Genomic DNA, 20,291 nt, shown 5'->3' with positions numbered 1-20,291 from the left:
CCGCGCAGTGAGGGCATATGCCTTCAGTTGGCCGATCGCGGTGGTGCACAATGTGGGGCATGTCTGTGGTGCAACCGGCCGAGGTCGAGCGCGAGGTCGTCGATTTCGCGGCTGTCGGCGAGTGGATGGATGAGCAGGGCCTGCCCGGCGGCGACTTCGAGGATGTGGCCTCGCTCGGCGGCGGCACCCAGAACATCATGCTGCGATTCCGCCGGGGCGGTCGCGATTTCGTGCTGCGCCGCGGGCCGAAACATCTGCGTCCCAAGAGCAACGACGTGATCCGCCGCGAATCCCGCCTGCTCGGGGCGCTGGCGGGCACGGGCGTGCGCGCCCCGCGAGTGATCGCCGCGGGCGCCGACGAATCGGTGATCGGCGCGGTGTTCTACCTGATGGAGCCGATCACCGGCTTCAACCCGCAGAACGAGCTGCCCGCCCTGCACGCCGGCGATCCCGAGGTGCGGCGGCAGATGGGACTGTCGGCGGTCGAGGCCATCGCCCGGCTCGGTTCCCTCGACTACGAGGCCCTCGGGCTGTCCGATTACGGCAAGCCGGACGGTTTCCTGGAACGTCAGGTGCCGCGCTGGCTCGGCGAACTCGAGTCCTACAGCAGCAACGACGGCTACCCCGGCCCGCAGATCCCGGGCGTGGACCGGATCGGGGACTGGCTCGACCGCAACCGCCCGGCGCAGTGGCGGCCGGGCATCCTGCACGGCGACTGCCACCTCGCCAACATGATGTTCTCCTACGACGGCCCCGAGGTCGCCGCCATGGTCGACTGGGAGATGTCCACGATCGGTGATCCGCTGCTGGATCTCGGCTGGCAGATCGCCACCCGGCCCGAGCCCGGAACCACGGGCGCCGCCCTGGTCGGCAAGCTCGGCGCCGCGGGCGGCCTGCCCACCGCCGAGGAGATGATCGCCCACTACGCGAAGTTCTCCGACCGCGACCTCGGCCACGCCACCTGGTACACGGTGCTGGCCTGCTTCAAACTCGGCATCGTTCTCGAGGGCACGCACGCGCGCGCCTTCGCCGGCAAGGCGCCCAAGCAGACCGGCGATTTCCTGCACGCCATCACCCTGGAACTGTTCGAGAAGGCCAACCGGCTCTGCGAATGAGCCGGAGGGCGCGGGATGAGCGGACGAGGCCCGGAGGCGGCAGCTTGCGTCGCCACGTAGGGCTTCCGCTCATCCCCCTTGATCACGGCGTCAGCCGGCGTCGAGCAGGTCGGCGACGATGGCGAGGTCCTTGTCGCCGCGGCCGGACAGGCACAGCAGAATCAACGCGTCCTCGGCGATCCCGCGCTTTCTTCAAGCCGTCCGGCTCGGACAGCGTGTGCGATCCGCTCGCACACGCGGTCACCTGCCGGCAACGAGTGAGTTGACAGCACGGAAGAGGTCATCGTCAGTGGTGGTAAGCCGGTGCGGTGGCGTGATCAGCCGCAGCGGAGTAGCGCCTCCCGCACGGCACGGGCGCGCACATCGTCGAGGACGGCGGTGCCGAGGCGGTTCATCACATAACCGAAACCCAAACCGGTTGCGGGATCGGCGAATCCGAACGAGCCCCCGTAACCGGTGGTGCCGTAGGCGCGCTTGTCACTGCCGAAACGGAAGCTGCCACAGGATTTGCGGAAGCCCAGGTGGTAGCGGCTGCGAGTGAGCAGCACCAGATCGTCGGCGGGCACGTCGTCGACGGTGTCGGCGGTGGCCAGCCGGTCCAGAATGCCCGGTGCGATGGGCAATTCGCCGGTGCGTCCCGCCGCCGCGCCGTAGACCCGCGCCAACGAACGTGCCGTGCCCACCCCGCCCGCGGCCGGGCTCTCGACACCCAGGAATTCGCGGCGGGTGGCACGTTCGGGTGCGCCGGTGCGGGGGCTGCTCAAGGCGCGATAGGTCAGTCCGCGCCGCAGGAACATCTGAATCGCGATGCGCAGCGGCACGTCTCGCTCGTATCGCAGCACGTCCAGACCGGAGGTGGTCGAGAGCGTGGCGACGCGATCGAGGGATTGCTCCTCCGGCAGGCCGATGAAGAAGTCCAGCTCGAGCGGGCCGGCGAAATCCTCGGCGAAGATGCGGCCCAGGGTGCGGTGCCGCGGATCGACGCGGCGCAGCAGTTCGCCCTGATACAGCCCGGCGGTGATCGGGTGGTAGCCCTGCCGGGTGCCCGGACTCCACAGAGGTTTCTGGTCGGCCAGGATCTCCGCGAGTCGATCCTGGTCGGCCATATCCGACAGCCGCACCACCCGGTCCAGCACCGGCAGCCCGGCGCGGTGGTCGAGCAGTTGCCGCACGGTGATCGATCCCTTACCGTGCGCGGCGAATTCCGGCCAGTACTGCGCGACCGGGGCCTGGTAGTCGAGGACTCCGCGCGAGACGGCACTCGCCACGGCGAATGCCGTCATCCCCTTCGTCGAGGAGAACACCGGAACCATGGTGTCGCGCTCCCACGGCAGCTGTCTGCGCCGATCGCGGAACCCCGCCCACAGATCCACCACCGGCCGGTCCCCGTCGTAGACGGCCACGGCCGCCCCGATCTCGCCGAACCGGGCGAAGTTGCGCCGAAACGCGTCCGCGACCGGCTCGAAACCGGTCGCCACCTCACCGTGTATCTCAGCAACCTCGCCCATAGTGCAACCGATGGTAACGGTCACCGCGGCGGAGTCGTACGGTGTCCACACGGATCGGAAACCGATCAGGCGGCGTGGGTCCGGGAGCTGTCGGCGAAGTAGTCGAGGACGGCGCGATGCCATGCCTCCGGCGCCTCGTGCATCAGCACGTGTCCGGCCGCCACCTCGACGTATTCGGCGCCCGGAATCGCCGCCGCGAGCTCGCGCGAATTGTCGGGATCGACCAGCAGATCCGCGGTGGCGGCGATGACCCGCGTCGGCACCGCGACCCGGGGCAGGTCGGCGCGGGTGTCCACCCGGGCGACCAGATCCGCCTGCGCCGCCGCCCCGCCCGGAACGTGGGCCGCGATCCGGGCCAGATACTGCGAATACACCTCGTCCGGCAGGGAATTGGTGAAGGCGGCGCTGTATCCGGACAACAGCACCACCCGCGCGAACGCGTCGTGGTCGCGTGCGGCGAGCGCGCCGCGCCACAGATCCAGCACCAGCCGGGCCCGATGGTCGGCCCGGGCCAGTCCGGCCGCGAGTACCAGGCCGGTGACCCGATCGGGATGCCGCACGGCGGCGCGTACCGCCACCGCTGTGCCCAGCGAGAAGCCGATGATCGGGAATCGCTCGGCGCCCGCCGATACGGCCTCCTCGACCAGTGCGTCGGCCAGGCCGTCGAGGGTCAGTACGGTGTCGTCGGCCGGATAGTCGGAACCGATCACGGTGTGCCGCTCGGCGAGCAACGGGATCAGGGAGCCGAAATTGGCCTCGATGCCGCCGCCCGCGCCGTGCGCCAGAACGACCGCGGGACCACTACCGGCAACCGATGTGGACAGTGAAATGTTCGTCATGGCGGCGACGTTAGGGCTTGACATGAGTGTGAAGGTCAAGCCCGGGAGGGCGCGGTGCTGATCGGCGAACTGGCGAACACCACCGGCGTCAGCGCCCGCCTGCTGCGCTACTACGAGGAACAGGGGCTGCTGAGCGCCCACCGCGACGGCAACGGTTACCGCGTCTACGCCGACGACGCACCGCAGCGGGTGCACCGCATTCGCGAGTTGCTCGCCGCCGGCCTGCCGACCAGTGCCATCCGCGAGCTGCTGCCGTGTGCGACGGACACGGGTTTACAGCACTGCGATCACACCCGAAAGATCGTGCGCGAGGGCCTGTCTCACCTCGACGCGCGGATCGCCGAGCTGACCCGGCGCCGCACGCTGCTCGCTCGTCAGGACGAGCAACTGGTGGCCGCGCCCTATCGCAGCGACGGCCCGGCGTAGCCGCCCTCCCCCCGGCCGGTGGGGCCGGAGCCTTCTCGTAGGCTCGATGCCGTGCGAGCACTGGAACAGATTCGCGACTGGCCCGTCCGGCATGCGGCCGCGGGTGTCGTCGACGCACACGGCGTGGCCGGCACCGAGGGAGACCTCGATCGGGTGTTCGCCCTCGCGTCCGTGACCAAACCCCTTGCCGCCTATGCGGTTCTGGTGGCGGTCGAAGAAGGCGCGATCGAACTGGACCAGCCCGCGGGCCCGCCCGGCTCGACCGTGCGGCACCTGCTGGCGCATACGGCCGGACTGGCCTTCGACACCACGGTGATCATGGCCGAGCCCGGGCAGCGGCGCATCTATTCCAGCGCCGGATTCGAGGTGCTCGCCGAGTTCCTCACGCGCGAGACCGGAATCGAATTTCCGGAATATCTGCGCCAGGCGGTATTCGAGCCACTCGGAATGAAATCCTCGGTGCTGGCCGGATCCGCCGGGCACGCCGGACGATCCACGGTGAACGATCTCCTGCGTTTCGCCGGAGAATTGCTGAACCCGATCTTGATATCCGGTGACATGCTCGCCGAGGCGACCTCCGTGCAATTTCCGGGCGTCGGCGGAGTCCTTCCCGGATACGGATCGCAGCGCCCCAATGATTGGGGTCTGGGATTCGAGATCCGCGACCACAAGACTCCGCATTGGACGGGGGGAGCCAACTCGCCGCGAACCTACGGGCATTTCGGGCAGTCCGGCACCTTCCTGTGGGTGGATCCGGAGATCGGGGTGGCGTGTGTGGCATTGAGCGACGAGAATTTCGGCGATTGGGCCCGAGCGGTGTGGCCGACGCTCAGCGACGCGGTCATCGCCGATATCCAGCAGATTCGCGACACGGCCGAAAAGTAACAGCCGTAACATCGGGCACTCCAGTAAACTCGGGCAACGCCTGGGCTCGACGGGATGTTGGGGAAGACGTCCGACGTCGAGGCTGGAGGTGTACAGGTGCGCGCATCTGATCAGTTCGCGGATGTGACGTGTGGTGTGGTGTACATCCACGCGTCACCGGCCGCGCTGTGCCCGCACATCGAATGGACCCTTTCCTCCACTCTGAAATCACCTGCGTCACTGCGCTGGACCGCCCAGCCGGCCGCCGCGGGACAACTGCGCGCAACCACCGACTGGGTGGGCCCGGTCGGTACCGCGGGGCGAATTGCCCAGGCGTTGCGAGATTGGCCGGTGCTGCGCTTCGAGGTCACCGAGGATCCCTCCGAAGGGGTCGACGGTGAACGCTACAGTTTCGTGCCCGGCCTCGGATTGTGGACCGGCGCGATGAGCGCCAACGGCGACGTCATGGTCGGCGAGATGCGGTTGCGGGAAATCGTGCGCTCCGCCCGGGCCCGCGGCCGCCACGGCGATATCTCCGCCGACATCGATCGCGCCCTGGGCACCGCCTGGGACGACGAACTCGAACCCTTCCGCACCGGCGGCGAGGGCGCCGAGGTCACCTGGCTCCGCCGCGACGTCGGCTGACTCTCGCGTCGGCCTGGAGAAACACAACGGGTGGTCTCCGAAGCGGAGACCACCCGTAATGCGTTGGCGCCGAAGGCTTTACAGCGGGATGTTCTTGTTGTGGCTGGCTTTGGCCGGGGCGGAGGCCAGCGCGGCGGCAATGGTGGACCGGGTCTTGGCGGGGTCGATGACCTCGTCCACGACGCCGATGGACAGGGCCCGCCCGACACCGCCGGCGATGGTCTCGTGCTCGGCGGTGAGGCGCTCGATCAGAGCCTCACGCTCCTCCTCGGGCGCCTTGGCGATCGCCTTCTTGTGCAGGATGCCGACAGCGGCCTTGGCGCCCATCACGGCGACCTCGGACTCCGGCCAGGCGTACACGGCGGTGGCGCCCAGCGAGCGGGCGTTCATCGCGATGTAGGCGCCGCCGTAGATCTTCCGGGTCACCAGCGTGACGCGCGGGACGCGGGCCTCGGCGAAGGCGTGCAGCAGCTTCGCGCCGCGGCGCACCACGCCCTCCCACTCCATGCCGACACCGGGCAGGTAGCCGGGCACGTCGGTGATCACGACCAGCGGAATGCCGAAGGAGTTGCACAGGCGCACGAAACGCGCTGCCTTCTCGGCGGATTCGCTGGTGAGGCAGCCGCCCATGCGCAGCGGATTGTTGGCGAGCACGCCGACCGTGCGACCACCGAGGCGGCCCAGGCCGGTGACGATGCTGCGGGCGTAACCGCCCTGCAGCTCCTCGAAGGAGGATTCGTCGTTGCCGTCCGGCGAGGGGATCTTGTCGAGCAACTCGCGCACGACCGGCTTGACGTCGTAGGCGCGCTTGGCCGACTCCGGCAGCATCGCCTTGAGGTCCACATCGCCGTGGGCGGCGGCGGACAGGTCGAATTCGCCCTGCTCGGCGAACATCGAGACCAGGCGGCGGCCGCGGTGCATCGCGTCGTTCTCGTCGTCGGCGACGATGTGGCACACCCCGGACTTCTTGCCGTGGGTCTCGGGACCACCGAGGGTGGCCATGTCGACGTTCTCGCCGGTGACCGACTTGACGACATCCGGGCCCGTGACGAAGACGCGGCCCTCGGGGGCCATGATCACCACGTCGGTCAGGGCGGGGCCGTACGCGGCGCCGCCGGCGGCGAAGCCGACCACGATCGAGATCTGGGGGACCAGGCCCGAGGCGCGCACCATGGCCTCGAAGACGGTGCCCACCGCGTGCAGTGCCTCGACACCCTCGGCCAGGCGCGCACCGCCCGAATGCCAGATGCCGACGACGGGGATCCGGGAATCGATGGCGGTGTCGATCGCGTCCACGATGTGCTTGCACCCGTCGACACCCATGGCGCCGCCCATCACGGTGGCGTCGGAGCAGTACGCGACGGTGCGCACGCCGTCGACCTCGCCGATGGCGGCCAGCACGCCGGACTTGTCGCGCGGGTGGAGCGGAAGAACGGTGCCGGGATCGAAGAAGCGCTGCAACCGACCCAGCGGATCACGGGGATCGGTCGTGGCATCCGCCTGCGCGGGGGCCATGATGGTCATCGCGGTCTCTCCTCGAGGGAAATGTGGAGTCGCTGACGCGGCTGCGAAGATGAAAATCCCGGTGGGGCTTTTCGACGAGGGGATCTGCCTTGGCCGAAAAGCCCCACCGGGTTCGCTGAAGTTGTCGACAGACGTTGTCGACGAGTCGGATCAGTACCGTCCGAAGGCGAGCGCCACGTTGTGGCCGCCGAAACCGAACGAGTTGTTGATCGCGTACTCGATGTCCTGGCGACGGGCCTCACCGTGCACGACATCCAGGTCGATCTCCGGGTCCTGGTTCTCCAGGTTCAGCGTGGGCGGAACGATGCCGTCGCGAATGCTGAGCACTGTGAGCACCGACTCGAGGGCGCCCACAGCGCCGATCGAGTGGCCCAGGGCGGACTTGGGCGCGTAGACCGAGGCGTGCTTGCCGACGGCCTTGTGGATCGCGTTCGCTTCCGCGGTGTCCCCGATCGGGGTGGCGGTCGCGTGCGCGTTGATGTGTGTGATGTCGGACTTCGACAGTCCGGCGGTCTGCATGGCGCGCTCCATGGCGCGCGCCGCACCGGCACCCGTGGGATCCGGGGCGACCAGGTGGAAGCCGTCGGAGGTGATGCCGGCACCGAGCAGGCGAGCGTGGATGGTGGCCCCGCGCGCCTTGGCGTGCTCTTCGGTCTCGACGACCATCAGTGCACCGGCCTCGCCGAAGACGAAGCCGTCACGATCCTTGTCGAACGGCCGCGACGCGCCCTTGGGGTCGTCGTTGCGGGTGCTCATCGCGCGCATCATGGAGAACGCGGCGATCGGCACGTCGGAGATGTAGCCCTCGACACCGCCGGTGACGACCATGTCGGCGTCGCCCATGACGATCATCCGCCACGCGTTGGCGATGCCCTCGGATCCCGACGAACATGCCGAGACCGGGGTGACCACTCCCGCCTTGGCCCCCAGTTCGAGGCCCACGACAGCGGACGGCCCGTTCGGCATGACCATCTGAACGGCCAGCGGCGAGATCTTGCGGTAGCCGCCGTTCTTCAGCTTGTCCACCGAGTCGATGAGCGCGTCGCCGCCGCCGAGACCGGTGCCGATCGACACGGCCAGGCGCTCGGGGTCGACCTCGGGGCTGCCGGCGTTCTTCCACACCTCGCGCCCCAGCACCATCGCCAGCCGCTCGACATAGGCCATGCGGCGGATCTCGACTCGGCTGAGCAGGGTGTCGGGCGAAACCTTCAGGTGGCCGCCGATGCGAACCGGGAGGTCGTATTCCTCGATGAAGGAATCCTCGAGAACGTCGATGCCGCTCTCGCCGTTGAGGAGTCCCTTCCACGTCGCATCGACGTCACCCGCGATCGACGTGGTCGCCGCCAGGCTGGTGACGACGACGTTCGGGAAGTTCCCGTTCAAAGTGGAAGGAGTGGTCACGGTGTCGGCCTTACTGGGCGTCGAACTTGGCCTTGAGCTCGGCGGCCGCGTCGGAGTTCTCGGCCTCGAGCTTCTGGATGTAGGAGACGGCGTCACCCACGGTCTTGAGGCTGGCGAGATCCTCGTCGGGGATCTTCACGCCGTACTTGTCCTCGGTCTGCACGGCGATCTCGACCATCGACAGCGAGTCGATGTCCAGGTCATCGACGAAAGACTTCTCGATCGTCACCTCGGAGGGCTCGATGCCGGTCACCTCTTCGATGATCTTGCCGAGCTCTTCGACGATCTGTTCCTGGGTCAGAGCGGCCACTTGGTGGCTCCCTTCTTGTTCTTTCGTTGGTCCGACGTGAATCGGAGGTCCGATTATTTCTTCGGTACGAGGTGGACGAATGTTTCGTCCTGCTCGCTCACGGTCGCGTCACTGCGAGCCGCGAGGAAAGCTAGCCGGTTGCCGAGAGCTCGACAAACGCGGGGATGTTCTCGGGGGTCTTCAGCGCCAGATTCGGGGTGCCCTTGAGCTCCCGCTTGGCGATGCCGACCAGGGTTCCGGCCGGCGGCAACTCGGCCACCGCGGAAACCCCTGCCGCGCGAACGGTTTCGGTGCACAGATCCCACCGGACGGGCCGGGTCACCTGTGCGGCCAGCTTCTCGATGGCGTCGGAGCCCGAGTCGACCGGCTTGCCGTCGTAGTTCGACAGCAGAGTACGGGTCGGCTCACCGGGGACCATCTGGGAGATGGCCGCGGCCACGGCGTCCTGGGCGGGTGCCATGAACGCGGTGTGGAAGGCCCCGGCGACGGGCAGCGCGCGAATCCGCGCCTTTTCCGGCGGGTTCGCGGCCAGTTCCGCCAGCGCATCCAGCCGGCCTGCCGCCACGATCTGACCGACCGCGTTGCGGTTGGCCGGGACCAGGTCGAGTTCGGCGAGCCGGTCGAGCACGGCGGCTTCGTCGCCACCGAGCACGGCGGACATGCCGGTCGGAACCAGCGCACACGCCTTGGCCATCTCCGCACCGCGAATCGCGGCCAGTTTCACCGCGTCATCGGGGGAGACGACGCCGGCGACGGCTGCGGCGGCGAGCTCGCCGACCGAATGTCCGGCGACGATCGTATCCGCCGGAACCGCTTCGTGCGGAATCTCGGCGAAAGCCAGCAGCGCGGCGGCGACGACCAGCGGCTGGGTCACCGCGGTATCGGTGATCTCCTCCGCGGTGGCTGTGGTGCCGAGGCGGAGCAGATCCAGGCCGGAGGCCTTGGACCACAGTTCGAGGCGGTCACGCGCGCCGGGAAGATCGAGCCATGGCGCGAGCATGCCGGGTGTCTGAGAGCCCTGTCCAGGGGCGAACAACGCGATCACGCCTCTAACAAAACACCGTGAGGGGGGCCCGTGGAGATGTCGGCGCCGATGATGTTTGAGCGACGCTTTTGTGTGGACCCCACAAAACGGCACGTGGGTCGCGGCGATCGACAGCGCCCCGATGTCCGTTACAGGCGATCTTCGTAGAAAGTTGCCTGCGAGTCTTCTGGGGCAGGTGTTGACGATTCGTTACGGGTTCGTGTCAAACGACCCACCGTTGCCGCGATTCGGAGCACGTAGGCGTCACGAGGATTCATGGGATCCCGGCCCGTGACCTCGGCGATGCGCTTGAGTCGATAACGGACCGTATTTGGATGAACGAACAGCTGCCGGGCACATGTCTCGACCGCTCCACCGCAATCGAGATAGGCGTCGAGGGTGTCCGACAAGGCCGACCCGGCGGCGGCCAACGGTAGCACAAGATACTCGTTGAGAGCGTCGACCGCAGCCCGATCGCCGAGCAGGGCTCGCTCGGGCAGAAGTTCGGAGGCGTGCACCGGTCGCGGCGCCGCCCGCCAGCCCACCACGGCCTCCATTCCGGCCATCGCCTCCACCGCGCTGACGTGCGCCGCGGACAGCGTGCGCATGGTCGGCCCGATCACCACCGGACCGTCGGAAAACGCTTCGGCGAGTAGATCCATCAGGAACGGCGAGGGATAGCCGGTATCGCCGAGATTGCCGCTGACCACCATCACCAGCCGCGAACCCTGCACCACCGCCAGTGCCGCGCGGCCGTGCCGGGCGGCGATGACGTGCACCGAACTCACCACGGCCACTTGGTCTTTCGGCGGCGTGCCGACCAGCACCGTCGCGGCGGCGGTGGCATCCCAGTTCAATGTGGCCGCGCGCGAGAGCATTTCGGCGCCGGTGTCACCGCGCACCACGGCGTCGACCACCAGCGCCTCGAGGCGGGTGTCCCAGGCGCCGCGTGATTCGGCCGCGGAGGCGTAGACCGACGCCGCGGCGAAACCGAGCTCGCGGCCGTAGCGCAGCACGGCCTCGGTGAGCGCCACCAGCTGGCGGTCGTTGCGGGCCAGCGCCGGCAGCCACTGTTCGAAGAACTCCATCGCGACCCGGACCATGTCGACGGTCTGCCGCAATGTCAGCCGGCGGGCGAGGTCCTGCGGGATCACCTGGAACGCGTCGAGACTGAAGCGGATATCGCTTTCCGGATCCTGCAACCACTCCAGGAAGTTGACCACTGCGGTCTGCACCAGCATCTGCACACCCGCGCGCTGGGCGGCATCCAGATCGCCGAAGAACGGTAGCCGGTCCTCCATCGAGGCGATCGCCTCGGTGGACAGCCGCCCGGAGAACTGCTTCACCCGTTTCAGCAGGGTGTCCGGCAGCGGATCGCGGGTTTGCCGATTGGGGGAGAGCGCCCCGGTCGGCAGATAGACCTCGTGCTCGGACGACCCCTCGGAAACCCGGCGAGGCCGCGGCGGTTTACGTTCCACTGTTCAATATTCCGTCATCGCGCTGGTCGGTTCCGCAACCCCCCGGTAGGGGCGCGATTCGCGCCCCTACCGGAACGGTCACGCGAGCTGTTCTTCGCTGCTCATCGATTTCGGTGCGGCGTCGACATCGTCGATGCGGTAGCGGGCCGCGGCCTGCGCGACCACCGCCGGATCGATACCGCCGGTGCGTCCCAGGGCCTCCAGCGCCGCCAGGGCGATGGATTCGGCGTCGACGTTGAACACCCGCCGCGCCGCCTGCCGGGTGTCGGAGAACCCGAATCCGTCGGTACCCAGCGTGGTGTAGTCACCGGGGACCCACTTGCGGATCTGGTCCGGCACCGCGCGCATCCAGTCCGAGGCCGCCACGAACGGCCCCTGCGCCCGCGACAGCACCCGCGTCACGTACGGCGCCTCGGTTTCGGCGTCCGGATGCCGCAGCGTGTGGATCTCCTTGGCCAGCGCCTCCCGGCGCAGCTCGCTCCACGAGGTCACCGACCACACGTCCGCCTGCACACCCCAGTCCTCGGCCAGCAGCTCCTGTGCGCGCAGGCCGTCGGGCACCGTCACGCCGGCGACCAGAATCTGGGCGCGCACATCGCCCTCACCGCCTCGGCGGTACAGGTAGATGCCCTTCAGCAGGCCCTCGACGTCGAGGTCGTCCGGCTCGGCCGGCTGCTGATACGGCTCGTTGTACAGGGTGATGTAGTAGAAGACGTTCTCGCCGCCGAAGACGTCGTCCTTCATCACCGGATGGGTTCCGGGCACCTCCGAGGCCAGCGTTCCGCCCGGTCCGAGCTGCGGCCGCCCGCCCCCGTACATCCGGCGCAGGCCGTCGCGCACGATGTGGGCGATCTCGAAGGCGAACGCCGGATCGTAGGAGACCACCGCGGGATTGGTCGAGGCCAGCAACAGCGAATGGCCGTCGTTGTGCTGCAATCCCTCACCGGTCAGCGTGGTGCGCCCGGCGGTCGCGCCGAGCACGAATCCGCGGGCCAGCTGGTCGGCGGCCGCCCACAGTCCGTCGCCGGTGCGCTGGAACCCGAACATCGAATAGAAGATGTAGAGCGGGATCATCGGCTCGCCGTGGGTGGCGTACGACGTGCCGGCCGCGGTGAACGATGCGGTCGATCCGGCCTCGTTGATGCCCTCGTGCAGAATCTGGCCCACTTGGCTCTCTTTGTAGGCCAGCATCAGTTCCGCGTCGACGGAGGTGTACAACTGCCCGTTGCGGTTGTAGATCTTCAACGACGGGAACCACGAGTCCATACCGAAGGTGCGGGCCTCGTCCGGGATGATCGGCACGATGCGCTTGCCGATCTCCTTGTCGCGCAACAGTTCCTTCATCAGCCGAACGAACGCCATGGTGGTCGCCACGTTCTGCTTGCCCGAACCCTTGCGCACCGAGGCGTAGGGCGCGTCACCGGGAAGCTGCAAAGGCTTTGCCGCCGAACGCCGTTCGGGCAGGAAGCCACCCAGGGCGCGGCGCCGGTCCAGCATGTAGCCGATCTCGTGCGAATCCATGCCCGGGTGGTAGTACGGGGGCAGATACGGATCGGCCTCGAGCTGGGCGTCGGTGATCGGAATGCGCTGCACGTCGCGGAACGCCTTCAGATCGTCGAGCGTCATCTTCTTCATCTGATGCGTCGCGTTGCGCGCCTCGAAGTGCTTGCCCAGGCCGTAACCCTTGATGGTCTTGGCCAGGATCACCGTCGGCTTGCCCTGATGCGCCAGCGCCGCGGCGTAGGCCGCGTAGATCTTGCGGTAGTCGTGTCCACCGCGCTTGAGGTTCCAGATCTGCTGATCGGTCAGGCCCTTCACCAGTTCCTTGGTGCGCGGATCCCGGCCGAAGAAGTGCTCGCGGACGTAGGCGCCGTCGTTGGCCTTGTAGGTCTGGTAGTCGCCGTCGGGCGTCGAATTCATCAGGTTGACCAGTGCGCCGTCGCGGTCGGCGCCCAGCAGCGCGTCCCACTCGCGGCCCCAGATCACCTTGATGACATTCCACCCCGCGCCGCGGAAGAACGATTCCAGTTCCTGGATGATCTTGCCGTTACCGCGGACCGGGCCGTCGAGTCGCTGCAGGTTGCAGTTGATGACGAAGGTCAGGTTGTCCAGCCCCTCCAACGCCGCGACCTGCAGCAGACCGCGCGATTCGGGTTCGTCCATCTCGCCGTCGCCGAGGAAGGCCCACACGTGCTGATCGGAGGTGTCCTTGATCCCGCGATCGTGCAGGTAGTGGTTGAAGCGCGCCTGGTAGATGGCGTTCATCGGGCCCAACCCCATGGAGACCGTGGGGAATTCCCAGAAGTCGGGCATCAGCCGCGGGTGCGGATACGACGACAGGCCGTGGCCCGGACCGCCGTGGCTGTATTCCTGGCGGAAGCCGTCGAGCTGATCCTCGGTCAGGCGGCCCTCGAGGAAGGCGCGGGCGTAGACGCCGGGGGAGGCGTGGCCCTGGATGAAGATCTGGTCGCCGCCGCCGGGATGATTCTTACCGCGGAAGAAGTGGTTGAAGCCGACCTCGTACAGCGCCGCGGACGACGCGTAGGTCGAAATGTGGCCGCCCACACCGATTCCCGGCCGCTGCGCGCGGTGCACCATGACCGCGGCGTTCCAGCGGATCCAGGCGCGGTAGCGGCGCTCGACCTCCTCGTCGCCGGGGAACCAGGGCTCGTTCTCGGTGGGGATGGTGTTGACGTAATCGGTGGAGGTCAACGACGGAATGGTGACGTGACGTTCACCGGCGCGCTCCAGCAGGCGCAGCATCAGATAGCGTGCGCGGCCGGGGCCCTCGCGCTCGAGCATCTCGTCGAAGGAGTCGAGCCACTCGCTCGTCTCCTCCGGGTCGATGTCCGGTAGGTATGACGCCACCCCCTCGCGGATCACACGCACACGCGCACCGGCCGGGCGGGCGGGCGCCGACTGGTGGTCGGCGGAACCATCGCTGCTCGTCGGCTCGGGGTCGGATGCAGAACTTGACGAAATCGGGTGCATCAGGTCGGTCAAAATCAATGCTCCTCGTACAGGGGGTGGACAAGCTGATGGCTCTAACCCCGGGCAGCACCGCTGGTGTGCGGGCCGTCCGTCGCTCACGGTTTGGGGCGCACCTCACATCCTTGTCGATGATGCGTCCCAGGTCATCATGTCAGCCGTAAATCCAGTACCGTTCGCTAGGCTGTGACGCTCGCTGCAGCGAAGCTCGCCACAGGACACTCTTTCGACTGCTCGAGAAGCGGGGAGGACGATGAAACTGCTGAACCCACGCGGGTTCGGACTGATGTGCGCGACCTTGGCGGTCGGCACCGGACTGGTGGTGGCAGGATGCTCTACCGCTGTCCACGGTACCGCGACGGTGAACCAGGCGGACGCGGCCGCGTTCCGGAGCGAGATGGCGTCGTCCTCGGCCGCGGCCACCTCGTCGAAAAAGGCTGCCGCACAGTCGAAAGCCGTCGCCGACAACTGCACGCCGTTCCGTGAGACCACCGGCGCCGCGGTGACGAAGTACAACGACTTCGTCGACGCGCACGACGCGAACGCTCCCGACCAGGACGCCAAGCGCGATGCCGCCGCCCAGACCCTCGAGGACGCCGCGCGGACCGTGGAGGGGCGGGTCACCGTGACCGGCGACGCGCTACCCCCGGATCTGGCGCAGAAGCTCACCGAATATGTCAACGCCGCCCGCGGCCTGGCCGGCGAATCCCGCAAGATGACCTATACCGCACCGGTCGGCATGCTCAACGACGCCAGTAAGCGAGTCAACGACGCGCTGAACGCGGTGCGTACCGCATGCCCGGCGCGATAACCGGGAAACGGATGTCCCGGGGCCGCTCAGGGCGTTGCGAACCGCCTCTGCACGCTTCGCCCCGGGGCATGGGTCCGCGACATTTCGGAGGTTATTTGGGCGGATCGGCTTGCGTTGCGGCCGATAACCATGTTCGCTTGCAACTATCTGTTGTCGGGAGTTGAGGAGGACACCACCGTGGTCGCCGCGGCGGACGCGCAGAACTACGCTCAGAAGCTTGGCATTGCCCACGGCATGGCGGTTCAGGAGTTGGGCTGGGACGAGGACACCGCAGACGAGTTGAGGGCGTCTGTCGAGGACGCGATCGGCTCCGAGCTACTCGACGAGGACACCGACGAGGTGATCGACGTCGTACTGCTGTGGTGGCGCGACGGAGACGGGGACCTGGTCGACGAACTGATGGATGCCATCGGTCCGCTCGCCGAGGACGGTGTCGTGTGGGTGCTCACCCCCAAGACCGGCCAGCCCGGGCATGTCGATCCCAGCGAGATCGCCGAATCCGCCCCCACTGCGGGGTTGACGTCGACCACACCGGTCAGCCTCGGCACCTGGACCGGCACCAAGCTGATGCAGCCCAAGACGCCCTCGAAGCAGCGCTGATCCACCGCGTGACTATTGTTTCGCACGGGCGGCCGCCGAGTACCGGAACAGCCCGCCGTCGAAGACAGGAGGACTGCGCATGCCGCTCGAAGTAGGTACGGCCGCACCGGAATTCACGCTGAAGGATCAGAACAACCAGGATGTGAGCCTCGCCGATTATCGGGGCCACAAGAATGTCCTGATCGTCTTCTACCCGCTGGCGTTTACCGGCATCTGCCAGGGTGAGCTGTGCAAGGTGCGCGACGAACTGCCGAAGTTCCAGAACGACAACGCCGAGATCCTCGCCATCTCCGTCGGACCCCCGCCCACCCACAAGATCTGGGCGGCCGAGCAGGGCTACACGTTCCCGCTGCTGTCGGATTTCTGGCCGCACGGCGCCGTCACTCAGGCCTACGGTGTCTTCAACGACAAAACCGGCTTCCCCAACCGCGGCACCTTCGTCGTGGACAAGGACGGAATAATCCGTTTCGCCGAAATGAACGGCCCCGGCGAGCCCCGTGACCAGGCGGCTTGGGAGAAAGCGCTCACTGCACTAGATTCATGAACCGCCGCGCACGGTCCCGGAATCCCGGCCCCGCGCAGCACACCATCTTCACCGCCGCCCGGCCGGTGAAGTCCGGGCGTATAGCTCAGTGGTAGAGCACTGGTTTTACACACCAGCGGTCGGGGGTTCGAACCCCTCTGCGCCCACTTCGTTTGTGCAGGTCGGAAGGCTTGCAATGTGCCCCACGGCGAAAGCGTGGGGCATTCGTGGAGCGCCCGGTTCAACCGAGGATGTTCCGGACGTTCTCCCATTGGCTGTCAGCGAGGCTCGCGTAGGACACCACCGCCAGCGCAGTGCTCGGTGACCAGATGAACAGCAGAATCGCGGTTACGGCGGGGGTTGCTGCGAACGTATAGCTTTGACTCGGCCCGCGAGTACGTCCTGCTTCACAACAGCCGGGCGTACGACTCAAAAGCGATCGTGGCGTGGCGTACGGGTTCGCGACCGGCGACGAGAAGCGTTTTAAGGACTTCACTGGCGGCGTGGGCGTCATGAGCCGGCTGCAGCAATTCGGGTTCGGGGTCACAGGCAAGATGGACTGGAAGACCGAGGGACAGGTTTTGGCGGGCGATCTTCTCTACCAGAACCGCTGGCGACCGGTATGTGAGTCAGATCCACGTGTGGCTGAGTTATCTCAGCTGGTGCGCTCCCCCAGTGATCTTATGCATCGAGCATCCCCGAGTACCGGAGTAGCAACAGAGTTCATCGCAGGATCGAGGTCTGGGGACGTCGCATCCGGATTATCGCGGGGCAGCCACGCTTGGCGGAAAGCTGTCGGAACGTATCGCTGCTGTGTTTGCCGAGGACCCGGAAAGGATGCATGCGCTCGCTGTCGAGCTCCGCGCAAACGGAGAATTTGGATTGTCGCTGGGGTATGAAATCGGTGACGAGGAGTCGGCGGATATCCCGGATGCTGAGACGATGTTCGCGGGCGAACTCGCTTCCGCAGTCGAGGGCAAGGCTATTCGACGGATGGCAGTTGTATACGACCGCGATCCCCAATTGCGCCGCAGCCAGATTTGCTTAGTCGCGGAGTGAGCGCGGATGTATCAGCTGCGAAGCGTGCGGATTCGACTTTGAATTAGCCTATCCGGGCGTGGGTAACGGCTACATTCACGTGCATCATGCTGTACCGCTGCACACTACCGGCCGGATCGAGACAACGCTGGTCGATCTTGTGCTGTTGTGCGCCAACTGCCGTCAGATGATCCATCGGCTGGCAAGATGGTTGACTTGCCCCTCGGGCATAGGTGCCAGAAGCCTGGACTCGTGCCATCCTGGCACAGGAAGCTTGCCACTCGCTTGGCGGGCGATGCTATCGCTGGCCTGAGTTCGGTTCGTGACCAGTCCGACCCACGGCAGCAAGCTTCCTGCTTGCGTTTGCGACCACGCCCGCGCAACCGGCGCCTGCCCTTCCGGTCAGCTAGACAGCGAGGATTCGCAAGCGCAGGGCACACTAGCGTTTGCGGAACTAATTCAGGCAGGGGCACCTGAAGGCGGTATATCCATAGGTTGAGCACCAGTGTGTGATAGTTTCGTACCACTTAGCGGTCATTATCAATCCGCAATTTAAAGCGGATATGAAACTGCTGCATAGAGTGGTGTCCGAAACTTTAATTTTGTACTGGTCGAGTACGCGCGCAAGGGCGCGGAAAAAGTCATGGTCACCGACGAGGAAATTAATCTCCGCAGACTTGTGAGCTGACTCCTCCTCTATCTCTAACACAAGTTCGTCTACAGATAGTGCGGTATCCGATCTTTCGATGGCGATCCGTGCAATCGCATCGACAGTGGGCTCAAGTGAACGAAATTTGCCGAATGGGAATTCTTTGAGATTCAGCCCTAGACCCTTGCGTTCATTCACTATTCGGAGAGCTGCGAGCCGCGCCGCTAATAGGACGGCCATCTTTCTCAGCTCCGGCGGTTGAGCTGTGTTTCCGTTTCGACGTAGCGCACTCCTGTAGTGTGTTTGTATAACCCAGTCTATGATGTGAGGCTGCGCGAAGATTAAATCCATGAAAAAATCGTGATGGTGGGATAAGACTACATTTTCGGGATGTGCATGTGCCGGATTAACGAATCTATCGAAGTCGGCGTCCGCTAAGAATTTGACCGCAGGTAGCGAGTGACGCTGCGCAAGTGCAGCCGCGGCCAATACCATTGGACGCCCGCCCCCTCCTGTTATTAGATACAAGTCGTCGCTCTTGTGCTTCTCGAGGACGAAATAGTCATCATCGCCCTCAACGACAAGTATTGGCAATCTAATTTCCTGACGAACCATGGCTATCAAATTGAACAGAGTGTTCCCATTTAATGCTTCTTTCACGAAAACGCCGCCTCCGAAGGCCCAAGGCGCACGGCCTGCTCCCACATGTCATTTATGATCTGCGGAGAGTGTGTCGCTACAACGAAACGGAATCCAGCCACCTCTGCGATACGTCGAACGTCCGGAATAAATGCAAGTTGCCAAACGACGTGTAGCGATATTTCTGGTTCGTCGATTAAGACTAGGGCTCCTCGTGGAACATTGAAAAGGAGATCGAACATGAGGATTATCTCGTGTTGCTCGCCGGACGACAATGCGTCCAGATTTATGCGGTCCCCGCTTGTCTCGTGCACGACTTTGAGGCCTTCACTTGCTGTTACTTGAATTCGTTTGTTAAGTAGACGAGAGTTGACTATACTCTCTAATAGCTCGATCTTCTGGAGTAGCGTTTCGAATGGTGCAAGCTTTTTGTCTGTATCAACGAGATAAAGACTAAGGAGTTGCAGTTCCCAGTCCAGCAGCTGTCTATCGGGGAGTGAAAGCGCATCTTCGAGGGATACTGAAGCAACGGGTGCTAAGCGGCTGCGGAAGCTGTTTTGGTCGTTGTATCTGCGGCGCACTTCCGCGTCTTCGACGCGTGAGTTTTCGGAAGCTTCGAGTACGCGGTTCGGAAATGTTCTATCTAGTTGCTGGGTTATCTTTGAATGCTCGGTCTGCGCGTCATTGATAAGGCTGCGCATTTTTTCCGCTTGTTGTGCGATCTTAGATGAAGGCCGCCTTTTTCTGCGCTCCCCTCGGATTAGGTCGAATTCAAAGGCACGCCGCTCTCGATCGGTAGTTAATGACTCTATTCTCAGACGTTGCGTCTCAATCAGGAAGCTCGGGATGGTGGACTTGAACGCCATAATTGCATCCGGAATCTTCGACTGGCGTGGACGATTCTGCCGAAGATCGGGGTAGCGCCTTTCCAAGTCATCTAAAGTCGTTACCTCACCATCTGACTGATCCTCCCAAAAGTTGCGACCAACTGGTCGCCATGTCGTATGCGATGTCAGCCATTCCTCCGATCTGTCTCCCTCGTAGGTATATGTCCCGAGTACCTTCCCGCCGGATTCGAGCCTGAATCTAAGGAGTTGAGGCGACTGCCCTATCTCGCTATATCCTGGATGAAAGTACTCATTTGAGATAGTCATGATCGACCCGTTAGAATATCGGAGCGTTGCTTTTGAAAATGGCAGCATCGCCAAGTCGCGTCCGCTAATCTGAGATGCGGCATGAAGAATTTCCAAGAACTTCGTCTTGCCGACGCCATTCGGGCCATAGATTATGACGAATTCTTTGTCCTTCGGAAAATCTAGATGGTGATCGTATTCGCCAAGCACCCTCTCGACGTGTGCGCTTACGAGTGTCAGCGGCTCTGTGGTTGTCACTCACATATCATGCCAGTAAGGCGCCGATGAAAGCTGCAAGTTGCAGGCATTGATCGTGGGAGGCGCAGTTTCGGGGCGGACGTGGGCCGGTAAGCCTTCTTATCGGATCATACCGGCTGGTAGGTTCGCGATTTGAAAGCGCGCCGTAACGGCCCTTTGAGATTTTTTGGGGGTCGATGTGCGTATGACGCCAGACACGCGCAGAGCAGTTGGGCGATTGCTGGCGGCCTTCCGGATGGCTGCCCCTGCATCACGTATGCGACCACCAGAACGGTTTTCTCGACAGGGGTCGGCGTGGGGCAGCTTGCGCTCGTCGTGGGGCAGGTACGTTGTCTATGTGTGGTTTCGTGTTCCGCTGTGTCCCCTCCTCGGTGCATGAAGCAGGCATGTAGTGCAGGGATTCGTGTTGCGAATCTGCACATGGACGACATGACTTCCGCGGGGAGTGGTTTCTGGTCTTACACACCAGCGGTCGGGGGTTCGAACCGTCTGCGCTCACCTTGTTTATGCAGGTCAGG

At 65.1% G+C, this 20,291-nt stretch carries 20 protein-coding genes and 1 tRNA gene; 11 read left to right on the top strand and 10 right to left on the bottom strand.

Annotated features, from left to right (window positions below):
• The first annotated feature begins 50 nt into the window (after nt 1-50).
• Nucleotides 51-1,115, top strand: coding sequence for a phosphotransferase family protein (locus tag NA3_RS09275; protein ID WP_084491406.1), 1,065 nt, complete (start codon nt 51-53; stop codon nt 1,113-1,115).
• Nucleotides 1,116-1,432: 317 nt separating this feature from the next.
• Here the strand turns inward: NA3_RS09275 and NA3_RS09270 are convergent, their stop codons facing one another.
• A complete protein-coding gene (locus tag NA3_RS09270) occupies nt 1,433-2,623 on the bottom strand; it encodes a serine hydrolase domain-containing protein (protein ID WP_062963161.1) in 1,191 nt (396 codons plus the stop codon).
• A gap of 65 nt (nt 2,624-2,688) precedes the next feature.
• Complete coding sequence (locus NA3_RS09265) at nt 2,689-3,462, bottom strand: alpha/beta fold hydrolase (protein ID WP_062963160.1); 774 nt, start codon at nt 3,460-3,462, stop codon at nt 2,689-2,691.
• Between the two features lie 54 nt (nt 3,463-3,516).
• Here NA3_RS09265 and NA3_RS09260 point away from each other — a divergent pair, with 54 nt between their 5' ends.
• The 3 genes from NA3_RS09260 to NA3_RS09250 all read left to right on the top strand — a co-directional run bounded on the left by NA3_RS09260 (nt 3,517) and on the right by NA3_RS09250 (nt 5,397).
• Entirely contained in the window at nt 3,517-3,888 is a 372-nt protein-coding gene (locus NA3_RS09260; protein ID WP_062963159.1) for a MerR family transcriptional regulator, read from the top strand.
• Nucleotides 3,889-3,939: 51 nt separating this feature from the next.
• Entirely contained in the window at nt 3,940-4,773 is an 834-nt protein-coding gene (locus tag NA3_RS09255) for a serine hydrolase domain-containing protein (RefSeq protein WP_062963158.1), read from the top strand.
• Nucleotides 4,774-4,869: 96 nt separating this feature from the next.
• Nucleotides 4,870-5,397 (top strand): DUF3145 domain-containing protein, encoded by a 528-nt coding sequence (locus tag NA3_RS09250; RefSeq protein WP_062963552.1) that lies wholly within the window; start codon nt 4,870-4,872, stop codon nt 5,395-5,397.
• 78 nt (nt 5,398-5,475) lie between these two features.
• Here the strand turns inward: NA3_RS09250 and NA3_RS09245 are convergent, their stop codons facing one another.
• The 6 genes from NA3_RS09245 to aceE form a co-directional block, all read right to left on the bottom strand.
• On the bottom strand, nt 5,476-6,921 hold the full coding sequence (locus NA3_RS09245; protein WP_036499812.1) for an acyl-CoA carboxylase subunit beta: 1,446 nt from the start codon (nt 6,919-6,921) through the stop codon (nt 5,476-5,478).
• Between the two features lie 150 nt (nt 6,922-7,071).
• On the bottom strand, nt 7,072-8,322 hold the full coding sequence (locus tag NA3_RS09240; RefSeq protein ID WP_062963157.1) for a KasA/KasB family beta-ketoacyl-ACP synthase: 1,251 nt from the start codon (nt 8,320-8,322) through the stop codon (nt 7,072-7,074).
• A gap of 10 nt (nt 8,323-8,332) precedes the next feature.
• Nucleotides 8,333-8,632, bottom strand: a complete 300-nt coding sequence (acpM, locus tag NA3_RS09235) for a meromycolate extension acyl carrier protein AcpM (RefSeq protein ID WP_030518485.1) — start codon at nt 8,630-8,632, stop codon at nt 8,333-8,335.
• Between the two features lie 130 nt (nt 8,633-8,762).
• Nucleotides 8,763-9,677 carry an ACP S-malonyltransferase gene (locus tag NA3_RS09230; protein WP_062963156.1) on the bottom strand — a complete coding sequence of 305 codons (915 nt, stop codon included), beginning with the start codon at nt 9,675-9,677 and terminating at the stop codon, nt 8,763-8,765.
• A 128-nt stretch (nt 9,678-9,805) separates the two neighbouring features.
• Nucleotides 9,806-11,071 (bottom strand): PucR family transcriptional regulator, encoded by a 1,266-nt coding sequence (locus tag NA3_RS09225; protein WP_084461048.1) that lies wholly within the window; start codon nt 11,069-11,071, stop codon nt 9,806-9,808.
• Nucleotides 11,072-11,212: 141 nt separating this feature from the next.
• The gene (gene aceE, locus NA3_RS09220) at nt 11,213-14,137 is read right to left on the bottom strand and encodes a pyruvate dehydrogenase (acetyl-transferring), homodimeric type (RefSeq protein ID WP_062963154.1); all 2,925 of its coding nucleotides are present in this window, start codon (nt 14,135-14,137) and stop codon (nt 11,213-11,215) included.
• Between the two features lie 238 nt (nt 14,138-14,375).
• Here aceE and NA3_RS09215 point away from each other — a divergent pair, with 238 nt between their 5' ends.
• From NA3_RS09215 to NA3_RS39255, 7 genes are all read left to right on the top strand, one after another.
• Nucleotides 14,376-14,933, top strand: a complete 558-nt coding sequence (locus NA3_RS09215) for an Rv2240c family protein (RefSeq protein WP_062963153.1) — start codon at nt 14,376-14,378, stop codon at nt 14,931-14,933.
• A gap of 177 nt (nt 14,934-15,110) precedes the next feature.
• A complete protein-coding gene (locus NA3_RS09210; protein ID WP_030518770.1) occupies nt 15,111-15,533 on the top strand; it encodes a DUF3052 domain-containing protein in 423 nt (140 codons plus the stop codon).
• Nucleotides 15,534-15,612: 79 nt separating this feature from the next.
• The gene (locus NA3_RS09205; RefSeq protein ID WP_062963152.1) at nt 15,613-16,077 is read left to right on the top strand and encodes a peroxiredoxin; all 465 of its coding nucleotides are present in this window, start codon (nt 15,613-15,615) and stop codon (nt 16,075-16,077) included.
• Between the two features lie 74 nt (nt 16,078-16,151).
• Nucleotides 16,152-16,223, top strand: a tRNA-Val gene (locus tag NA3_RS09200).
• Nucleotides 16,224-16,416: 193 nt separating this feature from the next.
• Nucleotides 16,417-16,572, top strand: coding sequence for a ScoMcrA-related endonuclease (locus NA3_RS39570; RefSeq protein ID WP_501193618.1), 156 nt, complete (start codon nt 16,417-16,419; stop codon nt 16,570-16,572).
• A 321-nt stretch (nt 16,573-16,893) separates the two neighbouring features.
• Nucleotides 16,894-17,115: a hypothetical protein gene (locus NA3_RS09195; protein ID WP_218021796.1), complete on the top strand. Its 222-nt coding sequence runs from the start codon at nt 16,894-16,896 to the stop codon at nt 17,113-17,115.
• A 10-nt stretch (nt 17,116-17,125) separates the two neighbouring features.
• Complete coding sequence (locus NA3_RS39255; protein WP_084491405.1) at nt 17,126-17,407, top strand: HNH endonuclease; 282 nt, start codon at nt 17,126-17,128, stop codon at nt 17,405-17,407.
• Between the two features lie 141 nt (nt 17,408-17,548).
• Here NA3_RS39255 and NA3_RS36785 read toward each other — a convergent pair whose 3' ends face one another.
• Together NA3_RS36785 and NA3_RS35865 are read right to left on the bottom strand one after the other, a co-directional pair.
• Entirely contained in the window at nt 17,549-18,403 is an 855-nt protein-coding gene (locus NA3_RS36785; RefSeq protein ID WP_128145139.1) for a hypothetical protein, read from the bottom strand.
• Nucleotides 18,400-19,773, bottom strand: coding sequence for an AAA family ATPase (locus tag NA3_RS35865; RefSeq protein WP_084491404.1), 1,374 nt, complete (start codon nt 19,771-19,773; stop codon nt 18,400-18,402). Before NA3_RS35865 ends, NA3_RS36785 begins: the two co-directional genes overlap by 4 nt.
• Nucleotides 19,774-20,291: the final 518 nt, after the last annotated feature.

Origin of the sequence: Nocardia africana NBRC 100379, assembly GCF_001612635.1 — a bacterium.
Classification (GTDB): Bacteria; Actinomycetota; Actinomycetes; order Mycobacteriales; family Mycobacteriaceae; genus Nocardia; species Nocardia africana.
The sequence above is the reverse complement of the archived record's forward strand: the minus strand, read 5'-3'. Positions and strand labels throughout refer to the sequence as shown.